Annotated in this window: 16 protein-coding genes; 5 read left to right on the forward strand and 11 right to left on the reverse strand. The window is 66.8% G+C overall.

The window, feature by feature from the left end; genetic code table 11:
• Nucleotides 1-69: 69 nt before the first annotated feature.
• On the forward strand, nt 70-282 hold the full coding sequence (locus tag IE083_RS08950) for an Hsp20/alpha crystallin family protein (protein WP_373295181.1): 213 nt from the start codon (nt 70-72) through the stop codon (nt 280-282).
• 277 nt (nt 283-559) lie between these two features.
• Here IE083_RS08950 and IE083_RS08955 read toward each other — a convergent pair whose 3' ends face one another.
• The 3 genes from IE083_RS08955 to IE083_RS08965 are packed head-to-tail and all read right to left on the reverse strand — an operon-like array spanning nt 560 to nt 2,313.
• A complete protein-coding gene (locus tag IE083_RS08955; RefSeq protein ID WP_229799676.1) occupies nt 560-1,675 on the reverse strand; it encodes an alpha/beta hydrolase in 1,116 nt (371 codons plus the stop codon).
• Nucleotides 1,676-1,700: 25 nt separating this feature from the next.
• Nucleotides 1,701-1,841 carry a hypothetical protein gene (locus IE083_RS08960; protein WP_189353264.1) on the reverse strand — a complete coding sequence of 47 codons (141 nt, stop codon included), beginning with the start codon at nt 1,839-1,841 and terminating at the stop codon, nt 1,701-1,703.
• A 28-nt stretch (nt 1,842-1,869) separates the two neighbouring features.
• Nucleotides 1,870-2,313, reverse strand: coding sequence for a winged helix-turn-helix transcriptional regulator (locus IE083_RS08965; protein ID WP_189353265.1), 444 nt, complete (start codon nt 2,311-2,313; stop codon nt 1,870-1,872).
• Between the two features lie 103 nt (nt 2,314-2,416).
• On the opposite strand from IE083_RS08965, the gene IE083_RS08970 reads away from it, so the two are divergent.
• Together IE083_RS08970 and IE083_RS08975 are read left to right on the forward strand one after the other, a co-directional pair.
• Nucleotides 2,417-3,331: an alpha/beta fold hydrolase gene (locus tag IE083_RS08970; RefSeq protein ID WP_189353266.1), complete on the forward strand. Its 915-nt coding sequence runs from the start codon at nt 2,417-2,419 to the stop codon at nt 3,329-3,331.
• 44 nt (nt 3,332-3,375) lie between these two features.
• Entirely contained in the window at nt 3,376-4,377 is a 1,002-nt protein-coding gene (locus tag IE083_RS08975) for an NADP-dependent oxidoreductase (protein ID WP_189353267.1), read from the forward strand.
• 251 nt (nt 4,378-4,628) lie between these two features.
• Here IE083_RS08975 and IE083_RS08980 read toward each other — a convergent pair whose 3' ends face one another.
• Nucleotides 4,629-5,966 (reverse strand): ferredoxin reductase family protein, encoded by a 1,338-nt coding sequence (locus IE083_RS08980; protein ID WP_189353268.1) that lies wholly within the window; start codon nt 5,964-5,966, stop codon nt 4,629-4,631.
• Nucleotides 5,967-6,183: 217 nt separating this feature from the next.
• Between IE083_RS08980 and IE083_RS08985 the strand changes: the two genes are divergently transcribed.
• Nucleotides 6,184-6,654, forward strand: a complete 471-nt coding sequence (locus IE083_RS08985) for a MarR family winged helix-turn-helix transcriptional regulator (protein WP_189353269.1) — start codon at nt 6,184-6,186, stop codon at nt 6,652-6,654.
• Between the two features lie 130 nt (nt 6,655-6,784).
• Here the strand turns inward: IE083_RS08985 and IE083_RS08990 are convergent, their stop codons facing one another.
• Entirely contained in the window at nt 6,785-7,345 is a 561-nt protein-coding gene (locus IE083_RS08990) for a hypothetical protein (RefSeq protein ID WP_229799677.1), read from the reverse strand.
• 305 nt (nt 7,346-7,650) lie between these two features.
• On the opposite strand from IE083_RS08990, the gene IE083_RS08995 reads away from it, so the two are divergent.
• Nucleotides 7,651-8,004 carry a TFIIB-type zinc ribbon-containing protein gene (locus IE083_RS08995; protein WP_189353270.1) on the forward strand — a complete coding sequence of 118 codons (354 nt, stop codon included), beginning with the start codon at nt 7,651-7,653 and terminating at the stop codon, nt 8,002-8,004.
• Between the two features lie 91 nt (nt 8,005-8,095).
• On the opposite strand, the gene IE083_RS09000 is transcribed toward IE083_RS08995, so the two are convergent.
• From IE083_RS09000 to kdpA, 6 genes are all read right to left on the reverse strand, one after another.
• Nucleotides 8,096-9,208 (reverse strand): PQQ-dependent sugar dehydrogenase, encoded by a 1,113-nt coding sequence (locus tag IE083_RS09000; protein WP_189353271.1) that lies wholly within the window; start codon nt 9,206-9,208, stop codon nt 8,096-8,098.
• A gap of 141 nt (nt 9,209-9,349) precedes the next feature.
• A complete protein-coding gene (gene kdpE, locus IE083_RS09005) occupies nt 9,350-10,039 on the reverse strand; it encodes a two-component system response regulator KdpE (protein WP_189353272.1) in 690 nt (229 codons plus the stop codon).
• Nucleotides 10,039-12,690 (reverse strand): DUF4118 domain-containing protein, encoded by a 2,652-nt coding sequence (locus IE083_RS09010; RefSeq protein ID WP_189353273.1) that lies wholly within the window; start codon nt 12,688-12,690, stop codon nt 10,039-10,041. The genes kdpE and IE083_RS09010 overlap by 1 nt, the downstream gene beginning before the upstream one ends.
• 94 nt (nt 12,691-12,784) lie before the next feature.
• Complete coding sequence (gene kdpC, locus IE083_RS09015; RefSeq protein ID WP_229799678.1) at nt 12,785-13,411, reverse strand: potassium-transporting ATPase subunit KdpC; 627 nt, start codon at nt 13,409-13,411, stop codon at nt 12,785-12,787.
• Nucleotides 13,412-13,463: 52 nt separating this feature from the next.
• On the reverse strand, nt 13,464-15,593 hold the full coding sequence (gene kdpB, locus IE083_RS09020; RefSeq protein WP_229799679.1) for a potassium-transporting ATPase subunit KdpB: 2,130 nt from the start codon (nt 15,591-15,593) through the stop codon (nt 13,464-13,466).
• A 9-nt stretch (nt 15,594-15,602) separates the two neighbouring features.
• Nucleotides 15,603-17,294 (reverse strand): potassium-transporting ATPase subunit KdpA, encoded by a 1,692-nt coding sequence (kdpA, locus tag IE083_RS09025; RefSeq protein WP_229799680.1) that lies wholly within the window; start codon nt 17,292-17,294, stop codon nt 15,603-15,605.
• Nucleotides 17,295-17,327: the final 33 nt, after the last annotated feature.

Genomic DNA, 17,327 nt, shown 5'->3' on the forward strand with positions numbered 1-17,327 from the left:
ATTTGCTCATGGCTCCATTCTCTCAAGTGAGGGAGCCTCCGCGAAACCCGGGGCGGTTCACAGCTCACCATCAAGGCCGAAGTGAAACAGTTCGACAAACAGAGCAAGGACGAGCAGAACCTGCGCAGCGAACGCTACTACGGCATGGTGTCGCGCAGCCTGCAGCTGCCGTCCGACCTGGACCGCGACGGCGCCAGCGCCAAGTACGAAAACGGCGTGCTGACGCTGACGCTGCCGAAGAAACACAGCAGCGGCAACGGCAAACGCCTGATCGTGGAATAGGCAGCCACCGCCCGCAGCAAGCCCGGCCCCGATGGCCGGGCTTTTTCATATGTGTATCAAGCGAAGAGGGAGGGCCATCCGTTACGACCCATAGCGGACGCTTACATCGTCAAGGGCTCGATGGCGGCTTTCTGAGTAGAGCGGCCACACATCACAATCTTTGAACGGCAACACATCGGCCGGAGCGGTCGCTCGCACGGCCGATTCGGAGAGTCTGCTCAAGAATAGAAACTGGATTGAACCGCCACCCTTTTCTCGGGGAAATGTCCGGTTTTTCTCAAAGGCCGGAATCGACCCAAAGCGGTAGTTCTTTCGAAAGGCATACGTCGGATTTTTCAATGAAATCGCTAATCGCTTCGATAACGCCTGGAGCGAGCGGCAGTTCTGGATCAGCATAGGTTGCGACATTATCGGTCCACTCATCCGAAGCGACGTGCTTAAGTACGTGGTTTACGTTGGGGAGCAGTGCAAGCATCGCCTGTGGATCAGCTTGCTTTAGGATACGGGCGTCAATTTCTCGTACTTGAATGTCGCGTAGTCCTTGGAGGATGAGAACGGGCTTCGGATAGTTTTCAAGGAGCAGGGCAGGATCATATGAAAATTCACTAATCAAAAATCCCTGCACTTGTGGTCTGAACAGTCCAAGTAAAGCTGGCGACATATTTGTAGTGTCGACTCGGTTACCGTTTTCTAGTGAGTCGATTGCAGACAATGCCTGGCATAGGATCGGTGCGTTGGCGGGATTGACACTAAGCTGTTCTCGTAGAAGTTCTCCTGCGCGCCGGCCAGGGGTTGAAACCAACAGCAGGCCACAAACATCCTCCCTCTTCTTGTCAGCCGCCAGTGCCACGAGTCCCCCTTCGCTATGCCCGAGCAGCCATATGCTGGGGGCTCCGGTATGTTGACGAATAGCGCTCACCCAAGCATCGATGTCTGTCACATAGTCGGCAATAGTGACTGCATTGGGGTCGGGCGTTGCCGCTGTACTCGCAAACAAGCCGCGTTTGTCGATTCGGACCGTCGTTATATTGCGGGCAGCCAAACCCTCTGCGAGAAGTCGGTAAGTTGATGCGTTAATTCCAAGGGGATTATTGCCGTCACGATCAGTGGGCCCCGAACCGGGAATGATAAGGACAACCGGGTCATGTTTCGACGCTGGGCCAAGCATGGTGCCCTTCAATAATCCATGGGGACCTGGTGCATCTATGAATGTTTCCATATCGGTGCTCGCTTTGACCAATTCTTTGACTGTTTTGCGGCGTTTTCTTGAAGGACCGCTTCTGGCCAATAGCAGCCATGCTAGCACATCGGCATGATCAGCACCTTTGACAGACCTGCCACCCTGCCACCCTGCCTCACCTTCCCACCAAGCCACAAGGTTGGCCGCAAGCATTGTTCCTACTTGCGGCCAACCTTTTTCACGCCCACTGCGGCGACACCGGCAGGCGGCTGCCGGCCTTCACCTCGCGCAGCGCCAGACTGGAGTGGATTGCCGCCTCATACGCGCCCGGCTCGATGCCGCCGTGCGCACCAAAGCGGATTGCCACCAAGGCCGGCATATCCAGCCCCGGCTTGCGGTGGCCAAGGTCAGCTTTCGTCCGGCGTGACCATGCGCATGGGGCGGGTCCCGATCTTCGCCCCGGTAACCTCATCCACGGCGATGGCCTTGATTTCGGTGCCGGTTTCCGCGTCGAAGAAACGCGTCAGCTTGCCACCGCCCCGGTATTGGCGCCCCCAGGCGCCAATCATGAACAGCACCGGCAGAAAATCGCGGCCGGCAGCGGTCAGCAGATACTCCTCGCGCGGCGGGTGTTCCGAGTAGCGCCGTTTTTCCAGCAAGCCCTCCTCGGTCAGTGCCGCCAGCCGGCGGGTCAGCATCGTCGGCGCAATGCCCAGGCTTTTCCGGAATTGGTCAAAGCGCGTGAGGCCGGCATGGGCGTCCCGCAGGATCAATATGCTCCACGCGTCGCCGGCGACAGCCAGGCTGCGCGCGATCGGGCACGGGTTATCGCAACTATTTTCGTTGTCCATACTATTTTGATAGTGACTTACTTTCAGAATGGTAGTATTGTTCGTATCAGTTTGATACTAACACTTCGACGACAAGCAATCCACCCGCACGGAGATTTCATCGATGGGCACGAACAATACAGGTATCGCTCCGGCAAGCGGGGCATCGTCAGGCATCGGCGCCGCCGCGGCGCGGCCGATGGGCAAGGTGACATGGAAAGATGTCCCGACCCGCACGATAGCCGTTGGCGGGGTGCCGTTCGCCTACCGGGCGCTCGGCCCCGACGCCGGCGTGCCGGTGATCTTCCTGCACCACCTGATGGCCGTGCTCGACGACTGGGACCCGCGAGTGATCGACGGCATCGCCGCGCAGCGCCGGGTGATCACCTTCGACAATCGCGGGGTCGGCGCCTCGGGCGGATCGGTACCGCACACCATCGAGGAGATGGGGCGCGATGCCATCGCCTTCATCCGCGCCTTGGGTCTGAAGCAGGTCGACCTGCTCGGCTTCTCCCTGGGCGGTGGCGTCGCGCAAATGGTGGCCTTGCAGGCGCCCGACCTCGTGCGCCGGATCGTGCTTGCCGGCACGGGGCCACGGGGCGGCGGAGGTATCGACGAGATCACCAGAATTGCCGTCACCGCCTACCTCAAGGCGGCGCTCACGCTGAGCGATCCGAGGAATTTCCTGTTTTTCCCCCGCACCCCGGAGGGCAAGCGCGCGGCGAAAGACTATTTCGCCCGGCTGAAGGAACGTACCCAAAACCGTGACAAGCCCATTTCCCTGCAGGCCCGGCGAGCCCAGCTGCAGGCCATCAGAACGGCGGGGCTGAGTGCGCCCGACGACCTGTCGGTGATTACGCAACCGGTTTTCGTCGCCAACGGCGACCGTGACCTGATGGTCGACAGCAGCCATTCGGCCGACATGGCTAGCCGCCTGCCGAATGCCCGGCTCACGATCTACCCCAACTCCGGCCACGGCGGCGTCTTCCAGCACTACCGGGCCTTTGTGCCGGCGGTGCTGGACTTCCTCGCCGACTGACCCGATCAGACAACAATGAAAAACCAGCGATGAACACTCAAACCATGAAAGCACTCACCTTCAAACGCTATGGCAAGTCGCCCGGGATCGGGCTCGCCGACATCCCCCGCCCCACGCTGAAGGCCGACGAACTGCTGGTGCAGGTCCACGCCGCCAGCGTGAACCCGATCGACAACATGATTCCGACCGGGATGTTCAAACCGGTACTGCACTTCCAGCTGCCGGCCACACTGGGCAGCGATCTGGCCGGCGTGGTGACCGAGGTTGGCCGCAAGGTGACCCGCTTCAAGCCGGGCGACGCGGTGTTTGCCAGCATCTTCGACCTTGGCACGGGGTCGATCGCCGAGTTCGCGGTGGTGCCGGAGCGCGCCGCCGCGCTGAAGCCGGTCAATCTGGACTTCGTGCAGGCCGCGTCTATCCCGATGGTTGGCCTCACCTCGTGGCAAGCGCTGAAGGAACGCGCCAACCTTCAGGCCGGCCAGAAGGTGTTTATCCCTGCCGGCTCCGGCGGGATCGGCACTTTTGCGATCCAGCTGGCCAAGCACCTTGGCGCCACGGTGGGTACCACCACCAGTACCGGCAACGTCGAACTGGTGCGCAGCCTGGGCGCAGACGAGGTGGTCGACTACAAGCAGCAGGCATTCGAGAACGTGCTGCGCGACTACGACGCGGTACTTGGCACCGTCAGGGGTGACGCGATCGAGAAGTCCATCGCCATCCTCAAACCGGGCAGCAGGATCGTCTCGCTGATCGGCCCGCTGGACGCCGCCTTCGCGCGCGCCAAGCGCCTGAACTTCGTCCTGACCTTCGTGTTCGGCTTGATGAGCCGCAAGATCATGCGCCTGACGCAGCAGCGGGACGTCAGCTACTCGTTTCTGTTCATGCACCCCGACGGCGCCCAACTCGCCGAAATCGGCAAGCTGCTCGAAACCCGGCGCATCAAGCCCGTGATCGACAAGGTGTTTCCGTTCGAGCAGGCCAAGGAGGCGCTCGAGTACCTTGCCCAAGGGCGATCCAAGGGCAAAGTGGTCGTCAAGATGCGGTGAACGGGTGGCCGATGGCGTCCATCAGGCAGGGGCAGGATTTTTGTGTAACTGATGCACACCGGATGGGCCAGCCATCCTGCGAGTACGCCGACCGGCACCAGCGTCCCGGCGCCCTCGACGATTGAAAGCCAAGCACCGTGCCGCGTTCAACGCGGCAGTACAGCCTCTCCGGTAGCAACGATGTTGCCCGAGCCGGTGCCACCCCCGACGCGCGGTGTGGCGGGTATCGTCTGCCCGCCAGCCGGCAATATTCAACGCATCAGGAACAGTTCCTGATGAAAACGTGCCGGAGACAGGCCCAGTGCCAGCAGCTCATCGCGCAGTTGCCGGCCAAACCCGGCCGGGCCGCAAAACCAGATATCGGCATGGCGCCAGTCCGGCACGGCGCGGGTCAGCTGCCTGGCATCCAGCCTGCCGTCACGCTGCTCCCACAACAGGCGCAAATCGACCCCGGCGGCGGCGGCATCCTGTACCAGCTGCTGCATTACACCGGCATCGTAATCGCGGGTGGTATGAAAGAAATCAATCTGCTGTCCGGCCGCCCGCCCGGCCAGCGCCTGCATGCGCGCGACAAAGGGCGTAACGCCGATGCCGCCGCTGATCCAGATCTGGCGCCGATGCTTGCCATCAAAGGTAAAACAGCCATACGGACCTTCCAGCCGGACGCGATCCCCGGTCTTGAGCCTGTCCGGCAGCGTGGCCGTATAATCGCCCAGCGCCTTGATCAGCAGCCGCACGCGGCCATCGCCCAGCCAGGCCGAGGCCAGCGTGAACGGATGCGCCCCCTCGCCGGGATGAAAGGTGACAAAGGCAAACTGCCCGGCCCGGTGTCCGGGCCATGCCTGATCCAGCTCCACATCCACGGCCAGCACTTTCAGTGCCGGCTGGTATTCCAGTGCGCTGATGCGACCGGCGGTTTCGGGCTGGCCGCCATGACGGCGCAGCAACGACAGCACGGCTGATACCGTGCCCGCCGCCATCAAGGCTGCCAGCAGCCAGCCGACAGGGGTGGCCCAGTTATCGAACCTGAGCAATATCACCGAGTGAAACACCAGTGCCAGATAGGCCAGCGGCAGCACGCGGTGCAGCTGGACAAAGCGGTGGTACGGCAGCCGTTTCAGCAGTGCCAGCACCATCAGCACAACGGCGAGATAGAACGCCCACTCGCCCACGCTTTCCGCCGTACGGCGCAAGCCGAGAAAGGCATGCTGCAGGCTGTCTGCCGGCAGCAGCAGCGGCGCCCGGCGCGGGCGGCCACCACTGAGCAGGCCCAATGCCGATAGCCACTTGGGGCTTTTTGCTATCACCCAATGGCTGACGGAAAGCGACAGGCCGGCAATGCCCAGCCACTTGTGCAGCCGGTACATCTTGTCCAGCCCGCCAAGAGGACGCTCCAGCAAGGTTGGCCGCATCGCCAGCAGCATGGCCACGCTCATTACCGCCATGCCCAGCACGCCACTGTACTGGCCCAGCACATTGCGCCAGGCAATAAAATTCGGCTGCCCAGCCGGCACCGCCGGATTGCTGGCCAGCCACATCAACGACAGCAGCACGAGGCCGCCCCGGAAATACCAGGTAATCTTGCGCATCGGTGTCACCTTGCGAATTCGGATTCGGATGCCGCCAGCGTAAACGGCATATATCTTTCTCACAAGATAACTAAACATCCGTTAACATCTTGCCGTAATTATTTAAAATCTTTTGACATTTGCGTCATGGATCGTGTCCGGATCAAAACCTACAGGACCGGCGCGATCGCGAAACAAACGTCAACAGACCCGACAACTCCCTGCCAGAAAGCCCGCCATGCGCATCAGGAACCGGATGGACAGCCACCAGTGGGACAGCAGTTTCGACCCGCAAACGGTGCCGCTGTTCTTGCAGCTGCAATGGGCACAGGCACGATCACTGCTCTGCATGCAGCCGATGCTGGAAAAATTCGCGCTCAGCGCAATGGAATTCGACGTGCTGGCCACCCTGCGCAACGCACCGGCCCCGCACCAGATGACGCCGTCGATGATTCAGGCCGGGGTGGTAATCAGCTCAGGCGGGCTGACCAAGGTGCTGCTGCAGCTGGAAACACGCGCACTGGTGACACGCCGCCAGCTGGCCGACGACCTGCGCATCAAGCCGGTATGCCTCACCGCCGCCGGGGCGGCGCTGGTAGAACAGGCGATGGCCGAAACGGTGGCCGCTACCGGGCAATGGCTGCGCCAGCGGCTGGATGCGGCGGAGATCGGCCAGCTCACCGCATTGCTGGCCAAGCTGGCACAGTAGCGCTGCGGCCAACGTTGGCCGCAGCGTCTGGCTTGCAACGGCACAGGGCAGCTCACCTGCAGGACAACCGAGGACCCGTGACCGTGCCGCCGGCGGCATGCGGCCATCGTCCACGGCCCCGCCGGGGCGCCTATTTCACCGGAATCATCAGGTGCTGGTAGGGCGTGCCCGGCCACATCACGTACGGCACGGCGGTGTCCGGCATCGCATCCTTGGGATACATGTCGTAGAAGTCCTGCTCCGCGCCGACGATCATCACGTGTGGCCCGGTTTTCACCCAGTGGTTGCCGGGCTCCGGCTTCGCCGCGTACGGGTCGGTATTGCTGGCATCGGTGCCGCCCGACAGCATGTACATGAAACCGATCTGGCCGACGACCGGTGTGGTGTGGCCTATCCAGGCCATCGCCCACGCCATCGCCGCCTTGTCCATGCACATCGGATCCGGCCCCGGGGTGGCCGGGTTGTCCGGCATGCAGGTAAAGCCATTACTGCCCTGGCGCAGGGTGCGCATCTTGCCGCCGGCGTCCATTGCGACGACGGTCGCCTTGGCGCTGACCTTTTTCGGGGCGGCGCTCATCGCGCTCTTGATCATTTGCGCATCGCTGGCGGCAACGGCCACCGGCAGCTGGCCGATGACGGCAAGCGCCACGGCGATGCTCAGACAGCGGTGTGTCAAGGTCGGTATCGACATGATCACTCCTTCTTGCAATGCAACGGGTGCCGACCCGGCTGCCGCAACGTTTGCGGATGACACCTGGCGGGTGGGAACAACATGGCGTGCCGCCACCATCACCCGCCGACAGCCAGGAGCGGGCAAACACGGGCGCGGCAGCACGGCCGGTGTGCCCTAAGTGTAGGAGACGGCCGGGCAAGCGCAACCGCCCCCACCCGCTCTGCGGCCAACGTTGGCCGCAGCGGAACCATGGCCACCGGGGCGCGGTCTGTGACACACCGGCGCCACCGTGGTGGCCGGTGCCATCGACAAGGAGAACCGTCATGCAGTGCCCGGTTTGCAAGGATACGACGCTGGTGATGAGCGAGCGCCAGGGGATCGAGATCGACTACTGTCCGCAGTGCCGCGGGGTGTGGCTGGATCGCGGCGAACTGGACAAGATCATCCAGCACTCGCTGGGCAATATGGCCGCCGCCACTGCCGCGCCACAGGCAGCGCAGCCGGTCGCGCCGCAGGCCGCCCAGCCCGGCTACCCGCCGCGCCAGCCGCAGCAGCAGCCTTACCAACAGCAGCAACAACAGCCCTACCAGCAGCAGCCTTACCCGCAGCACGACAAGTACGGCGACAACCGCCACTACAAGCGCAAGAAGAGCTTCTGGGAAGAACTGTTCGATTAAATAGCGAAATCGGAAACAAAGCGGCCAACCCTAATCGGTTGGCCGCTTTGTTTTTGCGCTTGCCGCCGGGCAGAACCCGCGCCGGCCGCACTCAGCCCGGCTGCAGCCGCAGCAGCTGGCCGTTGTCCTCGTCGGTCAGCAGGTAGAGGAAGCCGTCCGGCCCTTCGCGCACATCGCGGATGCGCTGGCCAAGGCCGGTGAGCAGCTTTTCCTCGCGCACGACGCGCGTGCCGGCCAGCTCCAGGCGCAGCAGGTAGCGGAATTTCAGCGAGCCGAGCAGCAGGCTGCCCTGCCAGCCCTTGCCGTAGCGGGTGCCGCGCACGAAGGCCATGCCGGATGGCGCGATCGACGGCGTCCACTGCCACAGCGGCTGCTCCATCCCCGCCTTGCGGCTGAGGCCGGCGCCGACCGGGCCGCCGCCGTAGTTCTCGCCGTAGGTGATCACCGGCCAGCCGTAGTTCTTGCCGGCCTCGGGGCGGTTCAGCTCGTCGCCGCCCTGCGGCCCGTGCTCGTGCGTCCACAGCCGGCCGTCCGGCCCCAGCGCGGCGCCCTGCACATTGCGGTGGCCGAGGCTCCAGATTTCCGGACGCGCGCCGGCGCGGCCGACAAAGGGGTTGTCCGGCGGAATGCCGCCGTCCTTGCGCATGCGCACCACCTTGCCGTGGTGGTTGTCCAGCGTCTGCGCGTCGGCCATGCGCTGGAAGCGGTCGCCCAGCGTCAGGAACAGCGTGCCGTCGGCGGCCTCGACGATGCGGCAGCCGAAGTGGGCGCGGCTGCTGAATTTCGGTTGCTGGCTGAACAGTACCTTCACCTGCTCCAGGTGGCTGGCGTCGTCCGCCAGCCGGGCGCTGGCCAGCGCGGTGGAGTTGCCGTAGCCGCTGGCGGCCGGCTCGGCGTAGCAGAAGTACAGCGTGCGGTTGCGGGCGAAGTCGCGGTCGGTGACTAGGTCCAGCAGGCCGCCCTGCCCGCCGGCGTCGATGCGCGGCAGCCCGGCCAGCGGCTTGCCCGGCTGACCGTTAGCGCTCACCAGCCGCAGGCGGCCGGGGCGCTCGGTGACCAGCATGCGCCCGCCATCGATGAAGGCCACCGCCCACGGGTGTTCCAGTCCGTTCGCGACCACCTCCACCCGCGGCGCGGCCTGCGCCGGGCCGGCCAGCGCCAGCAGCAGAAGCGGCCACGCCGGCCATCGCAGTTGCTTGCCCATGTCTGTCTCCCTTCGTTGACGCCGCGCCGCGGCGGCCAGTTAGCGCCGCTAACAAAACCTCGCAGAGCACCTGAGACTAGGCACGCCGAAATAGTACGGCAAGGAGGCGCAACGCAGGATCAGGGGTTTTGTTAGCGGCTCTTACAGCAGGCGGTAGCCGACGCCGGTCTCTGTGCGCAAAAAGCGCGGCTGCGCCGGATCGGCCTCCAGCTTTTGCCGCAGGTGTGCCATATAGATGCGCAGATAGTGGCTGTGTTCCACGTAGCCCGGCCCCCACACCTCCTGCAGCAGCTGGCGGTGGGTCAGCACCTTGCCGCGATGCGCCAGCAGCGTGGCAAGCAGCCGGTATTCCAGCTGCGTCAGGTGCACCGGCTCGCCGTCGCGGCTGACGCTGCGGTTGGCCAGGTCCACCGTCACCGCCTCGCCCAAGCGCACCAGGCTGCCGTTGCTCTCGCTGCCGTCGCCGCTGCGCCGCCGCTGCAGCGCGCGCACCCGCGCCTGCAGCTCGCCGACGCCGAACGGCTTGGTCAGGTAGTCGTCGGCGCCGGCGTCCAGCGCCGCGATCTTGTCGACCTCGTCCACGCGCGCCGACAGCACGATCACCGGCACCTTGCTCCAGCTGCGCAGGTCCAGCAGCAGGCTGACGCCGTCGCCATCGGGCAAGCCGAGGTCCAGCACCAGCACGTCCGGCTTGCGGGTGCCGGCCTCGATCAGGCCGCGCGCCACGGAGTCGGCCTCGAATACGCGGTAACCCTCGTCTTCCAGCGCGCTTCTGACGAAGCGGCGGATGGCGGCTTCGTCCTCGATGATCAGTGCCGTCAGGGCGTGCATCAGGGCAGGTTCTCCGGGTCAAAATCCAGTGCCGGCGGCGGTAGCTGCGGCAGGGACAGGATGAAACAGGCACCGCCGTCGTGGCGGTTGGCCGCGCTCAGGCGCGCGCCGTGGACGTCGGCAATGGTACGGCAAATCGCCAGCCCCAGCCCGACGCCGCTGATCGCCGACTCGCGCTCGCCGCGGCTGAAGGCGTCGAACAGCCGTGCCGGATCGCCCGGCGGCAGGCCGGGGCCGCGGTCGGCGACGCGCAGCAGGATGCGGCCGTCCTCGGCGGCGGCGCTGACGCGGATGGGGCTGCCTGGCGGGCTGTACTTGGCTGCGTTCTCCAGCAGGTTGACCAGCAACCGCTCCAGCAGGATGGCGTCGCCGTACAGCATCGGGCAGGCCGGATCGATGTCCAGCTGCAGCGGGTGCGCGTCCAGCACGCTGCCCAGCGCCGCGATGGCGCTGCCGATCACCTCGTCCGCCGGCAGCCAGTCCTGGTGCAGGGTGACGCCGCCGGCCTGCAGCCGCGCCATTTCCAGCAGATTGGTCACCAGGCGCGTGATGCGCTGCGACTGCGCCAGCAGCAGCGCCGCCTGTTCCTGCTCGGCGCGCCCGCCGCGCTGCAGGGCCAGCAGCAGGGTCTCGGCGTTGCCGGACAGCGCGGTCAGCGGCGTGCGCAGGTCGTGCGACAGCGCCGCCAGCAGCGAATGGCGCAGCCGTTCCGATTCCATCGACAGCAGCGTCTGCTGCGCCACCTCAATATAGTGCAGCCGCTCCAGCGTCTGCGCCGCCAGCGCCGCCACCGCCTCGCACAGGCGGCGGTTGTCGGGGTCGGCCAGCGCCAGCGTGTCCGGCACCGCCACCACCAGCACGCCACGGGTGCGCATCGGCGCCTGCAGCGGCAGGTAGAGCTGCGCCGCGTCCGGCAGCGTGTGCGTGCCCTGCCCGGCCGCCTGCTGGTGGTCGAAGCTCCAGCGCACCAGCGCCGCGTCCACCGCCAGCGGCGTGTCCGGCAGCGCCTCCAGCTGCTCCTCGGCGTCCGGCAGCCACAGGCTGATCTGCGCGTTGAGGCTGGCCTGCAGGAAGCGGCCGGTGATCTCGCCGACCTGCTCCGGCATCAGCGCGCTGCCCAGCTCGCGCGCCATCTCGTACAGGTAGCGGGTGTGCGCCTCGCGCTGGCCGGCCTGCGCCGCCGACTGCCGCTGGCTGGCCACCAGCTGGCCGGCGACCAGCCCCACGGTCAGCATCACGGCGAAGGTGATCAGGTACTGGATGTCCGACACCGCGAACGACAGATGCGGTTCGATAAAGAAGAAATCGAACAGCGCCACCGACAGCACCGCCGCCCACGCCGCCGGCGCACGGCCATAGCGCACCGCCGCCAGCAGCACCAGCAGCAGGTAGAGCATCACCAGGTTGGCCGCATCCAGCACGCCGCGCAGCGGCAGCATGGCGGCGGTGAGCGCGAGGCAGGCCAGCGTGCTCTGCCACCAGCCGCCGGCGTCAGCGCGCGGCCAACGCCAGCCGGCCGTAGCGGCGGCGGTGCGCTCGCCGGCGGCCAGGATCAGGCAGTTCAGCTCCGGCGCGCGTTGCGCCAGTTGCTGCTGCAGGCTGGCGCGCCAGAACCCGCGCGGCCGGTTGCCGCGCTGGCTCAGTGCCAGCAGCGACAGGTTGTGCCGCCGCGCGTAGTCGGCGATCAGGCTGGCCGGCACCGGCCCGGCCAGCACCAGCGTGTGCGCACCCTGCTCCGCCGCCTGCGCCAGCGCCGACAGTGCGCTGCTGCGCGCCGCCGCGCTGGCGTGGCCGCGATCGACCCACACCGCGTGCCACGGCGCCGACAGCGCGCGCGCCAGCCGCGCCGCCTGCCGCACAGCGCTGTCCTCGTCGCCCTGGCCCAGCACCAGCAGCACGCCCAGCGAGGTCGCCCACACCGGGGCGCGGCTTTGCACCTCGCGCTGCGCGCGCATCTGGCCGTCCACGCGGTCGGCCAGCCGCCGCAGCGCCAGCTCGCGCAGCGCGATCAGGTTGCCCTTGCGGAAAAAATGGCCGGCGGCGCGTTCCGCCACCTCCGGCAGGTAGACCTTGCCGGCGGCCAGGCGCAGCAGCAGGTCGTCCGGCGGCAGGTCCACCAGCCGCACTTCGCTGGCGCGGTCGAACACGTGGTCCGGCACCGTCTCCGCCACCGCCACGCCGGTCACGCCGCTGACCACGTCGTTGAGGCTGTCCAGGTGCTGCACGTTCATCGCGCTGTACACGTCGATGCCGGCGGCCAGCAGCTCGTCCACGTCCTGCCAGCGCTTGGGATGGCGGCTGCCGGGTGCGTTGCTGTGCGGCAGCTCATCGACCACCACCAGCGCCGGCCGCCGCGCCAGCACCGCGTCGAGGTCGAATTCCGCCACCTGCTTGCCGCGCCAGGCGATCTGCTTGCGCGGCAGTACGTCCAGCCCGGCCAGCAGCGCCTCGGTTTCGGCGCGGCCGTGGGTATCGACCCAGCCCACCACCACGTCCAGCCCGGCGGCGCGCTTCTCCTGCGCCTCGGCCAGCATCGAGTAGGTCTTGCCCACACCCGGCGCGGCGCCGAAGAACAGCTTCAGCTTGCCGCGCGGCGCCGGTAGCGCCGCCAGCAGCGCGTCCGGATCGGGCCGCAAATCGTCATCCATCATTCTTTGTCCACCGTGCCACAAGGTTGGCCGCAACGATTGCGGCCAACCTTGTGGCTGTCAAGAGGGTTGCGGCCGCCAGCCAGCGGCCACGGCATCAGCCCGCCACCAGCCGGCGCAGCGCCAGATTCAGCTGTAGCACATTGACGCGCGCCTGCTGCGCGTTGCCGAACCAGCCCTGCTCGCGCTGCGCGGCGATCAGCGTCTCGACCTGCGCCAGCGGACGCTTCAGCTCGCGCGCCACGCGCGGCGCCTGATACAGCGCGGCGGCCAGGCTGATGTGCGGGTCCAGCCCGCTGCCCGAGGCGGTGACGAGATCCAGCGGCACCGGGCCGCGCTGTTCGGGGTGGGCGGCGCGCAGCGCGGCGATGCGCTCAGCCACCACCTTGGTCAGCGCAGGATTCGACGGCCCCAGGTTGCTGCCGCCGGAAGCGCCACCGTTGTAGGCGCTGCCGGCGGTGGCCGACGGCCGGCTCCAGAATTCGCCGCGGCCGTGGAAGGCCTGGCCGATCAGCGCCGAGCCGATCACCTTGCCGTTGCTGTCGTGCAGCAGCGAGCCGTTGGCCTGCACCGGCAGCAACAGCTGCGCAAGGCCGGTAACCGCCAGCGGATACAGCAGCCCCAGCAGCAGGGCGAGAAACAGCAGCAGGGTCAGCGCCGGGCGCAGCACCGCCGCGCGCGGCAGGCTGAGCGCGCTTGCCGGATGATAGGTAGTCATGGCCATGATGGCACTCCTTGTTTGGTGCGCCGGGCGCGGCTGGCGCCCGGCGGCGGGGTCAGACCAGTCCCAGCAGGGACAGCAACATGTCGATCAGCTTGATGCCGGCAAACGGCAGCAACAGCCCGCCGACGCCGTACAGCAGCAGGTTGCGGCGCAGCAGCTCGGCCGCGCCCAGCGCGCGGTAGCGCACGCCCTTCAGCGCCAGCGGGATCAGCGCGATGATGATCAGCGCGTTGAAGATCACCGCCGACAGCAGCGCCGAGGCCGGGCTGGCCAGCTGCATCACGTTGAGCAGGCCCAGCTGCGGATAGGTGACGGCAAACGCGGCCGGGATGATGGCGAAGTACTTGGCCACGTCGTTGGCCAGGCTGAAGGTGGTCAGCGCGCCGCGCGTCATCAGCATCTGCTTGCCGATCTCCACCACCTCGATCAGCTTGGTGGGGCTGGAATCCAGGTCCACCATATTGGCCGCCTCGCGCGCGGCCTGGGTGCCGCTGTTCATCGCCACCGCCACGTCGGCCTGCGCCAGTGCCGGTGCGTCGTTGGTGCCGTCGCCGGTCATTGCCACCAGTTGGCCGCGCGCCTGGTAGTCGCGGATCATCGCCAGCTTGTTTTCCGGCGTCGCCTCGGCCAGGAAGTCGTCCACCCCGGCCTCGGCGGCGATGGCGGCGGCGGTCAGCCGGTTGTCGCCGGTGATCATCACCGTCTTGATGCCCATCTGCCGCAGCTGGGCAAAGCGCTCGCGGATGCCGGGCTTGACCACATCCTTCAGCTCGACCACGCCCAGCACCTGCGCGCCCTCGGCCACCACCAGCGGCGTGCTGCCGCGGCTGGCAATGGTGTCGACCTGCTGCAGCAGGCTGCGCGGCAGGCTGCCGCCCAGCGTTTCGACCTGGCGGCGGATGGCGTCGGCGGCGCCCTTGCGGATCTGCCGGCCGTCGAGGTTGATGCCGGACATGCGCGTTTGCGCGGTGAACGGCACGAAGCTGGCGCCGGCCGGGGTCAGCCCGGCGTGCAGGTCGGCCAGCAGCGTGCGGCCAACCTTGGCGTCATCGAGATGCCCGCCGGCGCCTTCGCTCAGCCGCTGCGCCAGCACCACGATGCTCTTGCCTTCCGGTGTGTCGTCGGCCAGCGAGGCCAGCCACGCCGCCTCGGCAAGCTGCGCCTGGCTGACGCCGCTCGCGGCGACGAAGGCGGACGCCTGGCGGTTGCCGAAGGTGATGGTGCCGGTCTTGTCCAAGAGCAGCACGTCCACGTCGCCGGCTGCCTCCACCGCGCGGCCGGAGGTGGCGATCACGTTGGCCGCCATCAGCCGGCTCATGCCGGCGACGCCGATGGCCGACAGCAGGCCGCCGATGGTGGTCGGGATCAGGCACACCAAGAGCGCGATCAGCACCGGCAGCGACACCACCTCGCCGCTGCCGGCCGCGTTCACGCTGTAGGCGGAAAACGGCAGCAGGGTCACGGTGACCAGCAGGAAGATCAGCGTCAGCGCCAGGAGCAGGATGGTCAGCGCGATCTCGTTCGGCGTCTTGCGGCGCTTGGCACCCTCCACCATCGCGATCATGCGGTCGATGAAGGTCTCGCCGGGATTGACGCTGATGCGCACCACGATCCAGTCCGACAACACGCGGGTGCCGCCGGTGACGGAGCTGAAATCGCCGCCGGATTCGCGGATTACCGGCGCCGATTCGCCGGTGATCGCCGACTCGTCCACGCTGGCGATGCCCTCGATCACCTCGCCGTCGCACGGGATCACGTCGCCGTGCTGTACCAGCACCACGTCGTCACGGCGCAGGTCGAACGACTCCACCATGGCGAACTCGGCACCGTAACGCTGCGGCGCGGCCAGTTTCTTCGCCCACGTCGACTTCTGCAGGCCCTTGAGGCTGGCGGCCTGCGCCTTGCTGCGGCCCTCGGCCAGCGCCTCGGCAAAGTTGGCGAACAGCACGGTGAACCACAGCCACACCGCGATGCTGCCGGTCAGCCACGCCGGCGCCTGGCCGTGCCCCAGCAGCGCCTGCACCCACAGCACGCTGCACAGCATGCTGCCCAGATACACCACGAACATCACCGGGTTTTTCAGCTGCGCGCGCAGCCCGAGCTTCAGAAAGGTGTCGCGCAGCGCCGGGCGCAGCAGCGCGGCGTCCAGCAGCGGCAGGACCATTTTTTTATGATGGGACATATTGTTCTCCTAGTGGGTCGCCCAGATCGCCAGATGTTCGACCACCGGCCCCAGCGCCAGCGCCGGCAGGTAGGTCAGCGCGCCGACCAGCAGCACGCTGCCGATCAACAGGCCGATGAATAGCCCGTCGTGGGTCGGCATCGAGCCCAGCGTCGGGGCGAGGCGTTTTTTCGCCGCCAGCGAGCCGGCCAGCGCCAGCACCGGCACGATCACCGCGAAGCGGCCCAGCCACATCGCGATGCCCAGCATCGCGTTATAGAACGGGGTGTTGGCCGACAGCCCGGCGAAGGCGCTGCCATTGTTGTTGGCCGCCGACGAAAACGCGTACAGCACCTCGGAAAAGCCGTGCGCGCCCGGATTGGCCATGCCGGCCAGCCCCGGTGCCACCACCACCGCCACGGCGGTGCCGGCCAGCACCAGCAACGGGGTGACCAGGATGGTCAGCGCCACCATCTTCATGTCGAACGGCTCGATCTTCTTGCCCAGGTATTCCGGCGTGCGGCCAACCATCAGCCCGGCGACGAACACCGCCAGCACCGCGAACACCAGCATGCCGTACAGGCCGGAACCGACCCCGCCGAACACCACCTCGCCCAGCTGCATCAGCAGCATCGGCACCATGCCACCCAGCGCGGTGAACGAGTCGTGCATCGCGTTGACCGCGCCGCAGCTGGCGGCGGTGGTGACGGCGGCAAACAGGCTGCTGCCGGCGATGCCGAAGCGCATGTCCTTGCCTTCCAGATTGCCGCTGCTGCCGTCGACGCCCAGCACACTCAGCAGCGGGTTGCCCTGCGCCTCGAACCAGGCGATGGCGCTGGCGGCGACGACGAACAGCACGCTCATCGCGATGTAGATCGCCCAGCCCTGGCGGCGGTCGCCGACCACGCGGCCGAAGGCGTGGCACAGCCCGGCCGGGATCAAAAAGATGGCCAGCATCTGCAGCAGGTTGGACAGCTCGGTCGGGTTCTCGAACGGGTGCGCGGAGTTGGCATTGAAGAAGCCGCCACCGTTAGTGCCCAGCAGCTTGATCGCCTCCTGCGATGCCACCGGCCCCATCGCCAGCGTCTGCCCGTGGCCGGCCAGCACATCGAAGCCCAGATAGCCGGACAGGTTCTGCAGCACGCCCTGGCTGACCAGCAGCAGCGCCAGCACGACGGACAGCGGCAGCAGCAGGTATAGCGCGATGCGCAGCACGTCGGCCCAGAAATTGCCGATGTCGCCGCTCTCGCGGCGCGCAAAGCCGCGCATCAGCGCAAACGCCACCGCGATGCCGGTGGCGGCGGACAGGAAGTTCTGCACCGCGAGGCCGACCATCTGCGTGAGATAGCTCATGGTCGTTTCGCCGGCATAACCCTGCCAGTTGGTATTGGCGACAAAGCTCACCGCGGTATTGAACGCCGAACCGGCCTCCACCGCGCCCAGCGCCGCCGGATTCAGCGGCAAGTCACCCTGCAGCCGCTGCAGCGCGTACAACAGCACGGCGCCCAGCACATTGAACGCCAGCAGCGCCAGCGTGTAGTCGCGCCAGCCCATGCCGGCATCGTTCAGCCCCAGCCGGCGCAGCAAGGCGGCGTCGAACGCGCGCCAGCGGCCGGGCAGCGTGCCGCTGGCCAGCGGCGCCAGCCAGGCGCCCATCGGCCGCACGCTCAGCGTCAGCAGCAGCATGAACAGCGCCAGCAACCAGAAAAAAGTGGTCATCATCACATCTCCTCCGCGTGCAGCAGCGCGTACAGC

This window comes from Vogesella fluminis (assembly GCF_014652335.1).
Lineage (GTDB): Bacteria > Pseudomonadota > Gammaproteobacteria > Burkholderiales > Chromobacteriaceae > Vogesella > Vogesella fluminis.